Below are 16,616 nucleotides of genomic sequence, written 5' to 3'. Positions count from 1 at the left end.
TTTCAGTTTGCGCGACTTAGCCGAGCGTGGACTTGAGGAACCACGCGCGTTCCTCGGCCATGTCGGTCCAGTCGTCCAGCAGGCCGTCGGTGGCATTGTCGCCGGCCTTTTCGGCCAGCGGCTTCATGCCCTTCAGGCGCTTGACCATCGCGACATTGTCGGCGTGCAGTTCGCTCACCATCGCGTCGGGTTCGAGATCGGTCGAATCCTGGTCCTTCACCTGGGTCGCACGGGCGACCGAACCGATCGAGGTCAGCGTAACATCGCCCAGCTTGCGGACGCGCTCGCCGATCGCGTCGATCTGATCGCGAATTTCGATCGCCTGCTCGTCGAACAGCAGGTGCAGGTCGCGAAAGCGCGGGCCCTTCACGTGCCAGTGGAAGTTCTTGGTCTTGAAGTAGAGCGCAAGGTGATCGGCCAGCAGGCCGTTAAGTTCCTGCACCAGTTCGGTTTTCGAATTATCACCGGCTTCGGCCATGATCGGTTCTCCTATTTTCATCATTTGGCTTTGAGGATGTTTCACTTCACCAACGCCGCAACCCGGCCCGGTATCCGAGCGAAGCTTCGATCACTGTGATTGACAGGTTTCGCGGTCAGAGGATGCCGCGTGCGCCCAGCCCCAGCCCCATGCCCGCAATCAGGACGATCGCCCCCATTGCGAGGCGGAAGGGGCGCAGCGGCAGCGCGTCCAGCTCGTCCCCCAGCGCCCAGCCGCCGGCCAGCGCGAATGCCGCGCCCAGAGCGCCGCCTGCAGCGACGAGCGCGGGCAAGGTGGTCGCCGCAGCCAGTGCGAACAGCAGGAACCGCGCGGCATCGCCCCACTGGCGCAGCAGCAGGACGACGAACGCCGCGAAGGGCGAATGCGTGGGCTCCTTCGGGCGCTTCTCGCGCGTGGGCCAGGACAACTCGAAGGCGGCGACCACCAGCGCGATGGCGACCAGCATGTGGCGCGCCGCAGCGGGCATGATCTGAGCGATCATATCGCCCAGCATGGCCATCAGTCCGGCGGTGAAGATGGCGGAGAGGATCGCGGCGAACAGGATCGGCGCGCCAAGCGGCCGGGATAGCCGCGCGACGAGCAGCTGGTCGCGCGCGCCGATGGTCAGCAGCAGGGCTGCCGCAAAGCCGAAAAGGAAAGACGCCATGGCCCGCGCCGCCGGTTCAGGCGGCGTCCCCCACCCGGCCCGTCTCGGGTGCGATGAGCACCTTGTTGCGGCCCGTCTTCTTCGCCTCGTACAGCGCATTGTCCGCGCGGCGCAGCGTCTCCTCGCTCGTCTCGCCATTCAGCGAGACGCCGGCGGAGAAGGTGATTGCGCCCATCGGCTCGTCGGTTTCGCGCAGCTTCAGGTTGCGCTCCGACAGGGCGTCCTTGGCGAGGCTCACCTTGTCGGCCAGCCGCTTGGGATCGGCCACTTCAGCGATGACGAGGAACTCCTCCCCGCCCCAGCGCGCCACCGGCCACGGGGCCAGCGATTCGGTCAGCGCCTCGGCCACCAGCCGCAGCGCGCGGTCGCCGACCGCGTGGCCATAGGTATCGTTGATCGCCTTGAAGTGATCGATATCGATCATCGCGGCGCTGTAGCGGACCTTGCGAATCTCCAGATCCTGGATCGTGGAGCGGGTCGCCCGGCGGTTCGGGATCCCGGTCAGCTCGTCCACCAGCGCCTTGTTGCGCGCCTCTTCGAGATCGCGCTGCAGCCGGTCGATCTGGCTCGATGCGGTCGAAAGCTCGCGCTCGGCCTCCGCTGCGCGCGCGACGATCCGGCGGATCGAATCCTTCAGGTCCTGCCCTTCGGCCCCGTCCCTGATCGCCTGGCTTTCCTCGGCAATGTCGCGCCCTGCACCATCGGCTTGGCGCTTGGCATCACGCGCCAGCTCTCCAGCGGCGGAAAGGAACAGCTCGACCGCTTCGTCGCGCGCGGCAATCCGCTCTTCGGGATCGTCGGAGGCAGAGGCGTGCTTGCCCATGAACTCGATGATCGTCTCCTGCTTAAGGCGCAGGCCGTTCTCGATATAGGTGTCGGTCTCCTCCACGATCACCTTGCTCGACCGGGTGAGGTAGAGGTAGCCGAAGCGATAATTGAGCGGCGTGGGATCGAGCAGATTGCCCGAAAGGAACGTGAGGACGTCGCGCCCGATGCTAGCCTGTTTCATCACCCCAACCACTTGTTGTTCGCTGGGCGCGGCATCCTGCCCGCCCGCAAGAGCTCTCTTACCCGCCGGGAGTGAATTTTTAGCGAAGACGAAACCGGAATCCCAACCGGGACGGGGTGAAAAAGGGGGGGATATTCCAAACCGTTAGGCGGACCGGCGGGCCACCGGCGCACGCCATCACCGATGGGCGGGCCGCGCCGCTTCCTGCCGGGTCCCATAGGGCAGGTCGAGGACGGTCTGGGCCCCGGTGCGGGTATCGTCGACCGTCAGCCGCAAGCCCTGCGCCCCGGTCTCGAACTCGATCGTCGCATCGCTCGTGACGATCAGCCCATGATCGGCGCTGCCGGCATCGGCGCAGAAGGCCCCGGCGAAGCTTTCGCACGCCGGTGGCCCCGCCGGTGCGGCGACGGCGAGTATCGCCATCGCCGCGAGGCGCGCTTCAGTTCTCATCGCGCTCGTCCCGCGTCTCCCCGCCGCTCTGGACGATGGAGTACCCTCCCCCGCCCTCGCTCGGGCCCGAATAGGCGATGCTGAAGGCGTTGTTGTCGCCGCTCTGGCTGATGGTGACGTCGTAGCCTTCGCCGCTCTGGGTCACATCCACCGAATTGCCGCTGCCATCCTGCGAAATCGTCGCGCCCAGCTGGCTGCCGTTCTGCGTGAAGGCGATCTGGTTTTCGTCCCCCTGCTGCTGGAACTCGCCCTGCAGCCCCCCCGAACCCTGCGCGATCTGGGCGATGCGGGTCTTGTTGCGCGCGCCCGACATCTGGACGTTGGCAGTGACCTCGTTGCCATCGCCGGACTGCTTGATCTCGCCATCGTTCTCCTTCCCCGACTGCGTGAGCGAGGCGCTGCGCACCGTACCGCGCCCCGACTGCTCGATCCGCGCCTTGTTCTGCACGTCCGAGCTCTGGTCGATATCGGCCTCGACCGTGCCATTGGCGGGGGCCGCGTTGATCTGCTTGATCGTGGCGGTGTTGTTGGGCGAGATCTGGTCGATCGCGGCGATCGTCCCGCCGCTTTGCTGCTCGATCCGCGCGAGGTTGTTGTCCGTCCCGCTGCCGGTCTTCACCGACGCCTCGGCCGCCGGACCCGATCCGGTCTGCGCGATACGGCCCTCGTTCGCGTTGCCGTTCTGGTCGATCTGCGCCTTGAGCGAGGGGCCGTCTTGTTCGACCTTCGCCTTTCCCCGCATCCCCGGCTGGGTGATCGTGGCATTGCTGCCGGTACCGCCGCTGGCACGGCTCTGCTTGGCCTCGGCACTGTTGGCGCTGCCGCCTTGGTCGATATCGACCGTGTCCGTGCCCGACCTGGCATCGATGACCTGTTCGACCAGCGCCTCGTTCTCGTCGGTGCCGTCGGTCGACTGGTCGATCCCGGCAACACTGCCGCCGCCCTGGCCGCTCTGCCGGATCGCCGCCGAATGCGTTTTGCCGGTCTGGTCGATATCGGCCTCGTTGCCGCCGCCGGCGCCGGTCTGTTCGATGGTGCCCTCCAGGCTGCGGGACGCCCCGCCCTCCTGGTCGATCTGCGCCTTGTTGGCGGGCGAGCCCTTCTGGACCACCACCGCCTTTCCGTCGCGGCCATTCTGGTTGACGGAGCTGACATTGCCCTGTCCGCCATCCTGCACGATGCGGACCTGCGAGTTGGTGCCCGTCTGGCTGACGCCCGCTTCCTGCCTGCCCGCGTCGGAGCGCTGCGTGACCCGGGTATCGTTCTTCGCGCCGTCGATATCCGCGTCGGCACCATTGCCCCGGCCGCTGCCCGCCTGGACGATCTTGCTGCGGCTGCCGGGTCCGTTCTTGATCGCGATCGACGCCTTGGCCCCGGCCTGGGTCTGCAGCACGAGCCCGGTGCTGTTGGTGCCCTGCGACAGCGTGACATCGGCTTGGGTCGCGACCGCCCGCTGGATGATCTCGCTGCGGTGATCCTTCCCGGCGAGCGTATGGGTCTGCTCGGCCCCCGTGCTGCCCCCGTCGAGGTTGGCCCGCTGGATGCCGAGCGAGAGGTTGCCGTCACCCTGCTGGTTGATCGCGACCACGCCCTTGTCGCCGCGCTGGTCGATATAGGCGGTGCTGTTGGTCGCAAGCGCGCTGTCGTTGCCCAGCGCGATCGTGGCCGAGGCGCCGCTGGCCCCGTCGCCGGTATCGTCGGCCTGGCGAATGGCGGCGGCGTTGCCGGTGCCCGACAGGTTGATCCGCGCGGTCGACCCGCGCCCCTTCTGGTAGATGCCGCTCGCGGGATCGGGATCGATCCGCTCGCCGGTGAAGGCATCCATCGCCGGCACCTCTTCGAGCGCGCCGGTCTCGTCCGACTTGCGCGCGATCTGGGCGGTGCTGGTCTTGCGCGTCACCTCCCCGTCCTGGCGTACCGCCGGATCCCCATCTGCAGTCGTGCCCGCGCCCGCGTCCCCACCGTCGGACCGGTTCTGCTCGGCCGAGCCGGGCTGGCCACAAGCCGCAAGGCTCAAGGCCAGGGCGTAGGCGCCCGTCTGGCTGGCGAATTGTGCTGAAAGTTTCATGTCGTCTTCTCCTGTGCTGGATCGAACCTCCCGCGCGGGGTGCTAACCCGCGTTTTCCGTCTCTTCGGCGTTCTCCGCCTCGCGCTTCCCGCGATCCTCGTTCTCACCGCCATCGTTGGCGAACAGCTGCGCGTTGAGCGGCTGGCCGACCTGATCCTCCCAGAAATCGAGGCAGAAGCGTTCGAACCGTTGGCCGAGGGCGAGATGCGCGCGCTCCTCGTCCCAGCCCTGCTTGCGGCCGAACAGGTCCTCGACGCGGTCATATTTCTCGAGCCGTTCGCGGCACTTGCCGGCCTGTTCGCGGGCCAGTGCCACGACATCCGCCGGGCCCACGATGCCGGCGAAGTAGAGCCGCAGCAGGCCCGGATCGTTCATCGGTTCGCGCAGCCATGTCCTGAGCGCCGCTTCGCCCGCGGGTGTCACGATGAAGGAATGGCGCGGGCGGCCGACGCGGCGCTCCTCCTCTTCGTAGAGCAGGCCCGCCGCCGCCAGCCGCGCCATCTCGGCGTAGAAGGGATCGCGATCACGGTCGGCATAGGCATGCTTGTCGTGCCGCCGGACGGTGACGACGAGGTAGGCTAGCAGCACGAAGATGCAGGCGATGATGAGGATGATGATGAGCATGGCGCCTATTCCCCCTGTGAATCGGATTCGTCTGAATCGGACCGGTTTTGATCGGACTGGGCGTCGAGCGAGTGCTCCGTCGCGATGTCGTTCCAGAAATCGAGGCAAGCGCGCTCGAACCGGATGCCGAGGCGGCTGGCGGCCAGCGCGTATCGCCACTCGGGCCGGTTGATCAGCAGCTGTTCGAGCCGCTCGTATTCGGCCTTGCGCGCGAGGTGGATCGGCCGCCTGCTCTTAGCGACCTGACGCGGTTCGTGCCGGTCCACGATCCCGGCATAGTTCGCCATCAGGAAACCGGGATCATTGGTCGGCTCGCGCAGCCAGGCGCGCAGGCCCGCCTCGCCCGCCGGGGTCACCGTATAGGTGTGCTGCTCGTTCCCCTCGTAATTCTTCTGCGAATAGAGCAGCCCGCCTTCGACCAGCTCGTCCGGCTCGGCGTAGAAAGGCTGGCGGTCCTGGTCGAAATAGTTGTTGCTGTCGTGCCGTCGCAGCGCCGCGACGACCAGGCTGGCGAGGATGACCACGATGGCCAGGATGAGGATGATCGTGAGCATGGTGGATTACCTTTCCGTCTCGAGCTGGTCGGCATTGTCGATGGGCTGCGCGGGCGGATTGTCGATCGCGCCGCCGGAATCGGATTCGGGCCTTTCGGGCAGCGCGGCGTCGGCATCGTCGAACAGCGCGGCGACCGCCGCCTTCAGCGTGGGGCGCATCAGCACTCGGTCGCCGAAGACGATCACGACCTGCTTGAGCTCGGGCACGCTGGCGAGCTGCGCGCCGCGCAATTCGGACACGCTCGACTTGTCGGCCTGCACGAACAAAGGCTCGACATAGATGATCGCATTGTCGAGCGGGACGGCGAGCAGCCTGCCGCGCGACACGCGCGAGCCCGATTGCATCCGCAATGTCATCCAGGCCGAAATGCGCGCGTCCTGATCGATCCGCGCCTGCGCCTGCGCCGGGCCGAGAATGGTGACGTCGGGCGCGAAATTGTACGAGGTCAGCTTGCCCAGCCGGTCGCCGTCGCTCCCGCCGACGAGGTAGCCCGACAGGACATTGCGGCTTTCCGGGCTGAACGGCTGGACGATCGCGAATTCCGCGGCGTCGTGCCCGGGGAAGCGGGTCTTGAGCCAGTAGGGTCGCAGATCGACATTGCGCTTCTCGTGCTCGGGCCGGTCGCGTTCGCGCCGCAACGAGATGAAGTCGGCGTCCTGCGGAATGCGCCATGCGCCTTCGCGGGTGTAATAGGCCTCCGGCGCGCGCATGTGATAATCGGCCCAGATCACCGACTGGATCTGGAACTGGTCCTGCGGATAGCGGAAATGCGCCCGGACCTGCGCGCTCGCCTCCTCCACCGGCCGGAAGGCGTGCGGGAAGGCATTGCGCCACGCCTGGAGCACCTTGTCGCTCTTGTCGGTATAATAGAGGACGACGCTGCCGTCATAGGCGTCGACCACCGCCTTCACGCTGCCGCGCACGTAATTCGCGCGCGTCGTGCGGCGTTCGAGCAGGCGAACGAACTCTGCCGGGATCACCCCTGCGTCGTCCTGCTTGCCTTCGAAGACCTGCGAAAAGTCGCTCAGATTGATGCGCTTGGAATAGGGCATCATGTCGCTGACGGTGTAGCAGTCGACGATCCACTTGATCCGCCCGTCCGCCGCGATCGGATAGGGATCGGCATCCACTTCGAGGAACGGGGCGACGCGCTGCACGCGTTCGCGCACGTTGCGATGATAGAGCACCCGGCTGTCGTCGCTGAGCAGCGTGGTCAGCGCGAGGCGGATGTCCCAGAAGCGGATCGCGAAAAGCACGCGGGAAAACAGCCCGTCGATCGCCACGCCGTTGCTGGATTTGTAGTCATGCTTGGCGAAGCTTCGCCCTTCGCGCGGACGGTCGAGCTCGATCGTGTCCGACCGCACGATCGAGAATTCGGGCGAGTTCTCGCCGAAATAGATCTGCGGTTCGCGGACCGACAAAGGCCCGGGGCCCGAACTGGGCACATCGCCGGTAAGGAACAGCGGCAGGCCCGCCGGGCTCGCCTTGGCCACCGAGGCCGAAACGAGCCCGTAGCTATGGGTGTAGATCAGGTGCTCCGACTGCCAGCGGCGCGAATGTTCGGGCAGGTTTTCGGTATCGAGCTCGCGCGCGGCGATCATCACCGGCTCCAGCTCGCCGTCGATCAGATAGCGATCGACGTCGATGTCGGTGAAATCGTAGTAGGCGCGAAAGGCCTGCATTTCGCGGAAATTGATCAGCAGAGTCGCCGGGTCCCACAGGCGCAGCTTTTCCAGAACCTCGCGATCGCCGCGGATCGCTTCGACATCGCCGGTATCCGCAATGCCCGCGGTGCGCCGTTCGACATCGTCGAGCGCGAAGCCGTAGCGGGTGAATTCGAGATGATCCTCGATATAGGGCCGCTCGCGCTCAAGCTCCTGCGGCTCGACGATGATGAGCTGGAACAGGTTGGGATAGAAGCGGATGATCGAGAGCGCGACGAGGATGAGGTAGACCATCACGATCGTCGGGATGATCCAGCCGGGCTTCCGGATGTTGACCTGGAACATGAAGAACCCGGCCACCACTGCTGCGGCGACGAACTTGTAGGCCAGCAGGCTGGCGTTGGAATCGGTAAAGCCCAGCCCGGTCACCACCCCGCGTTCGGAATAGCTGAGCAGGTGCAGTTGCAGCAGCATCCCCCAGCCGAGCAGCGCCATCAGCGCGAAGACCAGCATCGAGATGTGCAGGTTGACCTGGAAGGGCAGCATCGAACGGGGCGCCTGCGGGCGGATGCCGCCGAAAACGTAGCTGGTGATGACGGTCAGGATCAGGGACACCAGCACGCACACGAACAGCCAGTGATTGATCATCACATGCAGCGACAGCTCGAACATGAAATAGCTGAGGTCGCGCCCGAACTGCGGATCGTTGCGGCCCCATTCGACCTTGTTCGACCACAGGATCCAGGTCTGCCAGTGCGGGTAGGTCCGCAGCCCGACCAGCAGCCCGCAGAAAAGCGAGATGGTCAGCACGATCGGCTGGAAATAGGGTTCCGCGGCGCGGCGCCACGCATCGACGCGCCGCTCGTCCGCAGTGATGATGCGATCCACCCGCGCCAGCTTGTGCGCCAGCAGCATGTTGCCCGCGACCATTGCGGCCATGATGATGAAGGGGACCACCCCCATCCAGATCTTGGTCTTCACCACGGTGAGGTACACGTCGAGATACCCGATCTCGTCGAACCACAGCACTTCGGTGTAGAACCGGGCGGACAGGATCACCGTCAGCAGGAAGGCGGCGAGGCCGACGACCCAGTAGAACAGCCGACTGGTGACCCCGCCGATGAGGAAGAAGGTCGCTGCGCGAACCGTGGCGGCAGGATGTATGCTCATGACACGCTCGGCGGCTTGCCGGACAGGGCGGTCTCGACCGCATCGGCCGCCTCACCGATTTTCCGGACGTCCTCGTCCTCGGCCACGGCGCGCGCCACGGCACGCTCGACCAGCGCCATCTGATGCGCGACATGCTCGCTCTGCTCGTCGCTCTCGACCGCGGCCCGCCCGACATCGGCGAGCATTTCCGACAGGCGCAGCATCACCGCCATGTCGGCGGGGCAGGTCCGCCGCAGCGGCGTGACCACCATGTCGAGATAGGATGCGAAGTTGCGGCGCGGCACCGCCACCCGCACGACGCCGTCGCCATCGCGCAGCAGCAGGTTGCCCAGCCGGTGCTTGCACAGCTGGACCAGCACGATCTCCGCCGACCGGATCGATGCGCAGGCGGTCGTCGGATCGTTGATCGCGGTGGAGACCGCGCGCAACGCAATATCGACCAGCTGGGTGAGGCCGAAGGCGACATCGGCCTGCACGCTGCGTTCGCGTCCGAACTGTACGGTCTTGGCAATCCGGGGGCCCAGCTCCCCTTCCGGATCGGGCAGGCGCCCATCGGGATCGCAGGTCCACACCCAGGCGAGCGCGGTGTCCTTCACCGCCTGGTCCCCCAGCATGTAGACATACTGGATGACCAGATCCTGCGCGGCCGCATAGTCCAGCAGAAGCTCGGCATTGATGCGCTGGATGATGCCGGAGGACGTCGTCATGATCGGCACGGCGCGATCGGGAATTTCGGGCAGCCGGGGCTCGGGATCGTCCTTCTCCCGGCGCTCGTAATTCGATCCAAGCGCCTCGACCGTGCGCTCCTCCACGTTGCGCAGGATCTGTTCGATGCGGATCGCGTGGACGATGTGGTGGATGAAGTAGACGAAGGCGGCGACGCTGATCAGCGCGAAGATGAAGGCCAGCGTGACCGCGAATTGCGGCACGACCTGCGTATCCTCGCGGATCGATCGCAGCACCGCGAGGCAGTAGACGAAGGTGAAGATGAACACCGCCAGCGTCAGCTGTGTGGCGCGGTCGCGGATGAACTGGCGCGGCACCCGCGGCGAATATTGCGCCGCGGCCACCTGCAGCGCGACGATCGTCACCGAAAAGGTGATCGTCACGACGGTGAGAGACGTCGACGCAACGGTTTCCACCAAATTGCGCGCGCCCACCGGCCCGCCGGTGCTGAGCAGGCCTCCAAGGCTGGCCGAGGTCGTGAAATTGAGCCGCGCGACGAAGGTCGCCGTCAGGATGCCCGCGAAGATGGCGATCATCGGGAAGATCCAGAACGCCTGGCGAACCGCCATCCTGATCCGCCCGAGCCGCGCCGAATAGTTGACCGGTATCGTCATGACGCCGCCCGCCTGACCTTGAGCGATTGCGGGCGCTGCTTGGGGCCCCTGCTCAGCAGGCCGAGCAGAAAAGAGGACCGGCGCGGGCGTAGGCTCTCCTCATATCCCAGATCGCGCGCGACGGTGGCGACGAAGGCCTGCGTCCGCCGGTCCGCCGGCAGCCATTCGCAGTACCGCCGGTAGGCATCTGCCGGATCGGGCGATTGCCCGGTCATCTCCTTCAAGGCGCAGCAGGTTTCGATGAAACGGTGCACCGACTTCGGGACCGCCCAGTCTTCCCCGCGCACGGCGGCGTCGAACTCCGCCCATGACACCGGGGGGCTCCGGTCGATGTGGTGCACGGGCACGTAGGCGTCGCGCAGATCGCTCACCAGATCGTACATCCCCGCCTTCAGCGCCCGCAGCGCGGGGATCGGGCGCGACCGGCCCGGCCAGCAATAGGTCAGCCCGTCGGCGATCGTGCCCAGCGCGTTCAGCGTATGGGGCAGCCCCCGCTCGCTCGCCTGCGGGCGGTAGAAGTAGACGATGGGATAACGGCTGAGCCCCTGGTGCATCCCGATCAGCCCGTCGTGCAGGCGTTCCAGCCAGTGCTCGAGCCCGGCCGTGTCGCCACTGGCGAGATGGTCCGCCACGCTCGCCATGGGGCCGCCCTTGCCCCCCATGCGGTGATGCAGGTCGGCGACGAGCCGGTCGTAGAGCAGCACGCTGCGATGGACGCTCAGGAAGTAGGTGATCGAGAAGGTCAGGATCACGCTGCCGAGCAGCGCTTCGAGCGCCACGGCGACCGAATACATCATGTTCGACGGGCTGATCTCGACGAAGCCGATCGTCGACAGCGTCACCCAGCTGAGGCGGAAGGCGGCGGAAAGGCTCGGCTGCGATCCGCCACCCGTGATGACGTCACCGAACGACATCCCGCCGTAGAAGATGAGCGCGAAGCCGGTCACGATGCCGCCGATCCAGACCGAGATCATCATCACGATCATCAGCGGCGCGGCCATGCTGAGCATGCGCTGCGCCATCGACGCCGGCAGTAATCGCGCGGTGTAGCGCCAGATCCACCAGAACAGGCGATAGGCCCTGGCTGAAAATATGCTCCGCCCGCTGGCGTCGAGGATGGTCAGCAACGCATCCAGCACGGTCAGTGCAAGGAACAGAATTCCAATCGATGAAAGAAGCATTTCCCAATCGCCCAGATGGCTGTTTGCCGAGCGTTCAAGGGCTATTATTTATTAGTTTATTTCTTATGTATAAATATTAACTACAAGTAGAATGAATTTATAAAGCACGTTTCTTATCACTTATTTCGCCATAAGATGACCTCCGGAAGGGCGGCGGCGGGATACGTCGCAAGCGGCGGCACGGCTGCAGAATCGAGCGCTGGCTGGCGGACCACACGCCCGGTCGACCGCGTCCTCAGACGCCGCAGAAACGCCGTTCGGGCGTTGGGATTTGCGAGCTATCGATGGGGGATGGAGCGGGTGAAGGGAATCGAACCCTCGTCGTCAGCTTGGGAAGCTGCTGCTCTACCATTGAGCTACACCCGCATCGGCACGCGCCATTAGCGCTGTGCGAAACAAATTGCCAGCACAAGCGCTGACTCCCCGTAACCATCCGCGAATGCTTTGCAAGGCGTCAGAAGCGACGCTAAGCCGCGCGGCAAATCAGAATATCACGCTCGCTGCGTCGCGATGCGAGAGATTACGGAGAGAACCCCCATGCGCAATATCGACCATTTCATCGTCGGCGGCCCGGCGAGCAGCTCGGGCCGCACCCACAAGGTCTGGAACCCGTCCACGGGCGAAGTGCAGGCCGAAGTGCCGCTGGGCGATGCCGCGCTGCTCGACCGGGCAGTGGCGAAGGCTAAGGAAGTGCAGCCTGAATGGGCCGCGCTCAATCCGCAGAAGCGGGCCCGCGTGTTCTTCAAGTACAAGGAACTGATCGAGGCCAACATGCAGGACCTCGCCGAGCTGCTTTCGAGCGAGCACGGCAAGGTGGTCGACGACGCCAAGGGCGACGTTCAGCGCGGGCTCGAAGTGATCGAGTATGTCTGCGGCCTGCCGCAATTCGCCAAGGGCGAATACACGCAGGGTGCCGGGCCCGGGATCGACGTCTATTCGATGCGCCAGCCGCTCGGAATCGGCGCGGGCATCACCCCTTTCAACTTCCCGGCGATGATCCCGATGTGGATGTTCGGCATGGCGATCGCGGCGGGCAATGCCTTCATCCTCAAGCCGTCCGAGCGCGATCCGAGCGTGCCCGTCCGCCTCGCCGAACTATTCGTTGAAGCCGGCGCGCCCGAGGGGCTGCTGCAGGTGGTCCATGGCGACAAGGAGATGGTCGACGCCATCCTCGATCATGAAGACATCGCGGGCGTCAGCTTCGTCGGCTCGTCCGACATCGCGCACTACGTCTACAAGCGCGGCGTCGCCGCCGGCAAGCGCGTCCAGGCGATGGGCGGGGCGAAGAACCACGGTGTGGTGATGCCCGATGCCGATCTCGACCAGGTGGTGAACGACCTTTCGGGCGCGGCTTTCGGTTCGGCGGGCGAGCGCTGCATGGCGCTTCCGGTCGTCGTGCCGGTGGGCGAGGACACGGCCGAGCGCCTCAAGGAAAAGCTCATCCCGGCGATCCACGCGCTCAACGTGGGCGTCTCGAACGATCCCGACGCGCATTACGGCCCGGTCGTCACGCCCGAGCACAAGCAGCGGATCGAACAGTGGATCGACACCGCCGAGAAGGAAGGCGCCGAGGTCGTGATCGACGGGCGTGGCTTCAGCCTGCAGGGCCACGGGAAGGGCTTTTTCGTCGGCCCGACGCTGCTCGACCGCGTCACCACTGACATGGAAAGCTACAAGGAAGAGATCTTTGGCCCGGTGCTACAGATCGTGCGGGCAAAGGATTTCGAAGAGGCCGTGCGCCTGCCGAGCGACCACCAGTATGGCAACGGCGTCGCCATCTTCACCCGCAACGGCCACGCCGCGCGCGAATTCGCCTCCAGAGTGAATGTCGGCATGGTCGGCATCAACGTGCCGATCCCGGTACCGGTGAGCTACCACACCTTCGGCGGCTGGAAGCGCTCGGCCTTTGGCGACACCAACCAGTACGGCACCGAAGGCTTCAAGTTCTGGACGAAGGTGAAAACCGTGACCCAGCGCTGGCCCGACGGCACGGCGGATGCGGACAACAAGGACGCGTTCATCATCCCCACGATGGGATAGGACGGAGACGAGCGGGAATGAGCGAGGAGCCTTCTGCGCCCGATGCGGCGCAACTGATCGACGCGGCGCGCACGATCGTCATCAAGGTAGGCTCCTCGCTGCTGGTCGACCGCGACCGGCGCAAGGTGCGCGCCGCGTGGCTGGCCGCGCTGGCGGAGGATGTCGCCGCGCTGCGCGAAATCGGCAAGCGGGTGATCTTGGTCTCTTCGGGCGCGGTCGCACTCGGCTGGCATCACATGGGGATCGAACGGCCCGCATCGCTCGAGAGCAAGCAGGCGGTCGCAGCGATCGGCCAGGGCCTGCTGATGAACGCCTGGCGCGCGGCCTTCGACCCGCATCACGTCGAGGTCGCGCAGTTGCTGCTGACGCGGGGCGACACCGAATCCGACCGACGGCGAGCCAATGCGCGCGCGACGCTAACCATGCTGCTCGAAATGGGCGCCTTGCCGGTCATCAACGAGAACGACAGCGTCGCCACCGAGGAACTGCAATATGGCGACAACGACCAGCTCTCTGCTCTCGTGGCCGAGCTTGCCGGGGCCGACGCGCTGCTGCTGCTCTCCGATGTCGACGGGCTGTACGATGGCGATCCCGCACAGTCCGATGCGCGCCATATCGGCCATGTCCCGCAAGTGACGCCCGAGATCGAAGCGCTAGCCCGCAAGCCGATCGAAGGGAGTGTCGGCACCGGCGGCATGGCCTCCAAGCTCTCGGCCGCGAAAATCGCGAGCGCCCGCGGCTGCGGCACGATCATCGCCTCGGGCCGTCCGATGCATGCGCTCGCCAGCCTGAAGACCGGCGCAGCGCGCTCGACCGTGATCGGCGTGCCGTCCGAAGGAGCGGAAACCGCCGCCACTCGTTAACCACCCAAAACCACCATACGAAGGTTCGCCATGCGCACGATTTCGCTCTTCGCTACTGCCGCCCTGATCGCCCTTGCGGGCTGCTCGATCTCGCAGACCGGGCAGGACGATGACGCAGCCGAGGGCGATAGTGCCGGCACGCAGCAGCCGGGCACCGCAGGCAGCCCGATCCCGGTCGAGCCGGATGGCGGAATCGGCGATGGCGCGCCTCCTCTCGAAGACATGGTCCTGGGGCAGGAAGAAGGCGAGGTCGAGGAGCCGAGCGCCTTCGCCAAGACCTTCCCCGTGGCAATCCGTGGCAAGTGGCGCGAGACGAGCGGCGCCAAGCCGACCGCAGCACAGTGCGACGGCTACAAGCAGGATAACATGGGCAAGGTGCTGACCGTGCGGGAGGACAGCTATTCCTTCTTCGAGACCGGCGGGCACTTCATCGCGATCTCCGATCGTGCGCCGGGCCACATCCGGGCGGTGTACGATACGACCTATGCGGACGAGCCGACCCGTGACGAGCTGGAATTCCGGGTCGATCCGGTCAAGCGGACGCTCACGGTCGAGAACTTCGACGCGGGCGAAAAGGGCACCACGGTCTATCGCCGTTGCGCGGCGGAATAGCGCGACGCGCCTGAGATTCCGCTTCGCCCCCGCCCGCCGACCGGCGGCGAAACGCCACGGGTGACCGCTTTGGCCGAGCATGCGCGCAGCCATGCCGGTACCGATCGGATCGGCGCAGGATCGATCGAGGGGGAATGGACATGACTTCACTGCGACGGGGCATTGCCCTGCTGCTCGCCCTTATGCTTTCGGCCTGCGCGTTCGCGCAGGAGCAAGCGGCGGCGCCGCCCGCCTCCACCCAACCGGCAGAGAAGCGGATCGCCTTCAGCTTCGACGATGCGCCCCGCGCCCCCGGTGCCTTCCTGACCGAGGACGAGCGGACCAGGCTGCTGATTGCAAACCTCGCGGCGGCGGGCGTCGATCAGGCGGTGTTCTTCGTCAATCCCGGCAGGATCGAGACCCCGCAGGACGCACGGCGGATCGCCGCCTATGTCGACGCGGGCCATGTGATCGCCAACCACAGCGCCACCCATCCGCGCCTCTCGCAAACCGACGTCGACACCTACATCGCCGATATCGACGCGGGCGAGCGCTGGCTGCGCGGGCGGGAAGGCTATCGCCCGTGGTTCCGTTACCCCTTCCTCGATGAAGGGCAGCAGGACAAGGCGAAGCGCGATGCGGTGCGCGCCGCCCTCGCCCAGCGCGGGCTCGCCAATGGTTACGTCACCGTGGATGCGAGCGACTGGTTCTACGAAGGCGCGGCCAAGGCGGCGGCGGTCGACGGCAAGGACATCGACCGCGAGGCGCTGCGCGATCTCTATATCCAGACGCACGTCGAAGCGGCGGAATATTACGACGGGCTCGCGCGGGAGGCCATCGGACGCTCCCCGGTGCACATGATCCTGCTGCACGAGACCGACATCGCCGCGCTGTGGATCGGCGATCTGGTCGCCGCGCTGCGGGCGAAGGGCTGGACCGTCGCTGACGCGGACGACGCCTATGCCGATCCCTTCGCGCACTATGCGAAGACCTACGACACCCCTTCGGCACAGGGCACTCTGACTGAGATGGTCGCGTGGGAGAAGGGCCTGGCCGCCCCCCGCTGGTATCGCGGCAACAATACGCGGCTGGCGCAGGAATGGTTCGACACCCGCGTGCTCGGCCTGCCTGTGAAACAGGCGGACTGACGTCATAGCCGACCTCTGGCGGCTACTCGATCAGATGCCAGCCTGCGGCGGGGAATCGCGGCCCGCGGGCGGCTGAGCGAAGATTTTTGATCAAATCGAACCGTTCGACTATAACCGGCGTTTACGCCTGGTGTGCCGGGCCGCAACGGGGGAAACGAAATGAGGGGGATCGCCACCTGCCTGTTTGCCGGCACCGTACCGCTTGCCGGGTGCGATACCGATCGCCCCGCACCCGCCCCCGAGGCCAGCGCGACCACGGCGCGGAGCGAACAACCCGTCGTGATCGCGCCCGCACCGGAGACCGTTCCCGCTGCTTCGGCGGAGATGACTGTGCCGGAGCCAGACGCAACACCGACATCGCAGCCCACGCTGTTCAACCTGCCCGACGTGCCCGCAAGCGACGTGGCGGAAGATCGCGCGGCGCTCACCGCGATTCCGGCGCGCTTCCTCGGCCAGTGGGACGCGCCCGCGGGGCCATGCTCGCCCGAATCCGACATGTTCCTCACCATTCGCCCCGGCACGATCACGTTCTACGAATCGCTGGGCGAGGTCAGCGCGGTCCGGCGCGGCAATCCGGGGATCGTCGTGCGCCTCGAGATGGAGGGCGAAGGCGAGCGCTGGACGAACGAATATGCGATGCGCCTGGTCAGCAACAGCGAACAGCTGGCGATGCGCGCAACCGCGGGATCGGCCTCCGCGACGACCCGCCGTCGCTGCCCACCCCTTGCCGCTGCGTCCGAAGCGAGCGGCGCCTGATCGACTGCCCCC

At 66.1% G+C, this 16,616-nt stretch carries 15 protein-coding genes and 1 tRNA gene; 5 read left to right on the top strand and 11 right to left on the bottom strand.

All coding sequences use genetic code 11. The features are described from left to right. Nucleotides 1–16: 16 nt before the first annotated feature. The 11 genes from ACYQ0L_RS14740 to ACYQ0L_RS14690 all read right to left on the bottom strand — a co-directional run bounded on the left by ACYQ0L_RS14740 (nucleotide 17) and on the right by ACYQ0L_RS14690 (nucleotide 11,572). Nucleotides 17–478: a Dps family protein gene (locus tag ACYQ0L_RS14740; RefSeq protein WP_459790122.1), complete on the bottom strand. Its 462-nt coding sequence runs from the start codon at nucleotides 476–478 to the stop codon at nucleotides 17–19. A gap of 115 nt (nucleotides 479–593) precedes the next feature. Beyond that, on the bottom strand, nucleotides 594–1,145 hold the full coding sequence (locus ACYQ0L_RS14735) for a TMEM165/GDT1 family protein (protein WP_459790121.1): 552 nt from the start codon (nucleotides 1,143–1,145) through the stop codon (nucleotides 594–596). 16 nt (nucleotides 1,146–1,161) lie between these two features. After that, nucleotides 1,162–2,154, bottom strand: a complete 993-nt coding sequence (locus ACYQ0L_RS14730; RefSeq protein ID WP_459790120.1) for a GGDEF domain-containing protein — start codon at nucleotides 2,152–2,154, stop codon at nucleotides 1,162–1,164. Between the two features lie 177 nt (nucleotides 2,155–2,331). Then, nucleotides 2,332–2,604 (bottom strand): hypothetical protein, encoded by a 273-nt coding sequence (locus ACYQ0L_RS14725; RefSeq protein WP_459790119.1) that lies wholly within the window; start codon nucleotides 2,602–2,604, stop codon nucleotides 2,332–2,334. Further along, nucleotides 2,594–4,672, bottom strand: a complete 2,079-nt coding sequence (locus ACYQ0L_RS14720; protein WP_459790118.1) for a hypothetical protein — start codon at nucleotides 4,670–4,672, stop codon at nucleotides 2,594–2,596. Before ACYQ0L_RS14720 ends, ACYQ0L_RS14725 begins: the two co-directional genes overlap by 11 nt. Before the next feature lie 42 nt (nucleotides 4,673–4,714). Continuing rightward, the gene (locus ACYQ0L_RS14715) at nucleotides 4,715–5,296 is read right to left on the bottom strand and encodes a PadR family transcriptional regulator (protein ID WP_459790117.1); all 582 of its coding nucleotides are present in this window, start codon (nucleotides 5,294–5,296) and stop codon (nucleotides 4,715–4,717) included. A gap of 5 nt (nucleotides 5,297–5,301) precedes the next feature. Continuing rightward, a complete protein-coding gene (locus tag ACYQ0L_RS14710; protein ID WP_459790116.1) occupies nucleotides 5,302–5,850 on the bottom strand; it encodes a hypothetical protein in 549 nt (182 codons plus the stop codon). A gap of 6 nt (nucleotides 5,851–5,856) precedes the next feature. Beyond that, nucleotides 5,857–8,685 (bottom strand): UPF0182 family protein, encoded by a 2,829-nt coding sequence (locus ACYQ0L_RS14705; RefSeq protein ID WP_459790115.1) that lies wholly within the window; start codon nucleotides 8,683–8,685, stop codon nucleotides 5,857–5,859. After that, the gene (locus ACYQ0L_RS14700) at nucleotides 8,682–10,025 is read right to left on the bottom strand and encodes a DUF2254 domain-containing protein (RefSeq protein WP_459790114.1); all 1,344 of its coding nucleotides are present in this window, start codon (nucleotides 10,023–10,025) and stop codon (nucleotides 8,682–8,684) included. The genes ACYQ0L_RS14705 and ACYQ0L_RS14700 overlap by 4 nt, the downstream gene beginning before the upstream one ends. Continuing rightward, a complete protein-coding gene (locus ACYQ0L_RS14695; protein ID WP_459790113.1) occupies nucleotides 10,022–11,206 on the bottom strand; it encodes a hypothetical protein in 1,185 nt (394 codons plus the stop codon). The genes ACYQ0L_RS14700 and ACYQ0L_RS14695 overlap by 4 nt, the downstream gene beginning before the upstream one ends. Before the next feature lie 292 nt (nucleotides 11,207–11,498). Further along, a tRNA-Gly gene (locus tag ACYQ0L_RS14690) sits at nucleotides 11,499–11,572 on the bottom strand. 171 nt (nucleotides 11,573–11,743) lie between these two features. Between ACYQ0L_RS14690 and ACYQ0L_RS14685 the strand changes: the two genes are divergently transcribed. The 5 genes from ACYQ0L_RS14685 to ACYQ0L_RS14665 all read left to right on the top strand — a co-directional run bounded on the left by ACYQ0L_RS14685 (nucleotide 11,744) and on the right by ACYQ0L_RS14665 (nucleotide 16,604). Continuing rightward, on the top strand, nucleotides 11,744–13,246 hold the full coding sequence (locus tag ACYQ0L_RS14685) for a CoA-acylating methylmalonate-semialdehyde dehydrogenase (protein WP_459790112.1): 1,503 nt from the start codon (nucleotides 11,744–11,746) through the stop codon (nucleotides 13,244–13,246). A gap of 17 nt (nucleotides 13,247–13,263) precedes the next feature. Continuing rightward, the gene (proB, locus tag ACYQ0L_RS14680) at nucleotides 13,264–14,109 is read left to right on the top strand and encodes a glutamate 5-kinase (protein WP_459790111.1); all 846 of its coding nucleotides are present in this window, start codon (nucleotides 13,264–13,266) and stop codon (nucleotides 14,107–14,109) included. 30 nt (nucleotides 14,110–14,139) lie between these two features. After that, nucleotides 14,140–14,721 (top strand): hypothetical protein, encoded by a 582-nt coding sequence (locus ACYQ0L_RS14675; RefSeq protein ID WP_459790110.1) that lies wholly within the window; start codon nucleotides 14,140–14,142, stop codon nucleotides 14,719–14,721. A 140-nt stretch (nucleotides 14,722–14,861) separates the two neighbouring features. Next, nucleotides 14,862–15,848, top strand: coding sequence for a polysaccharide deacetylase family protein (locus tag ACYQ0L_RS14670; protein WP_459790109.1), 987 nt, complete (start codon nucleotides 14,862–14,864; stop codon nucleotides 15,846–15,848). A gap of 159 nt (nucleotides 15,849–16,007) precedes the next feature. Further along, complete coding sequence (locus tag ACYQ0L_RS14665) at nucleotides 16,008–16,604, top strand: hypothetical protein (protein WP_459790107.1); 597 nt, start codon at nucleotides 16,008–16,010, stop codon at nucleotides 16,602–16,604. Nucleotides 16,605–16,616: the final 12 nt, after the last annotated feature.

This window comes from Alteriqipengyuania triglochinis (genome assembly GCF_054655655.1).
This window is presented reverse-complemented; position numbering and strand designations above follow the sequence as displayed.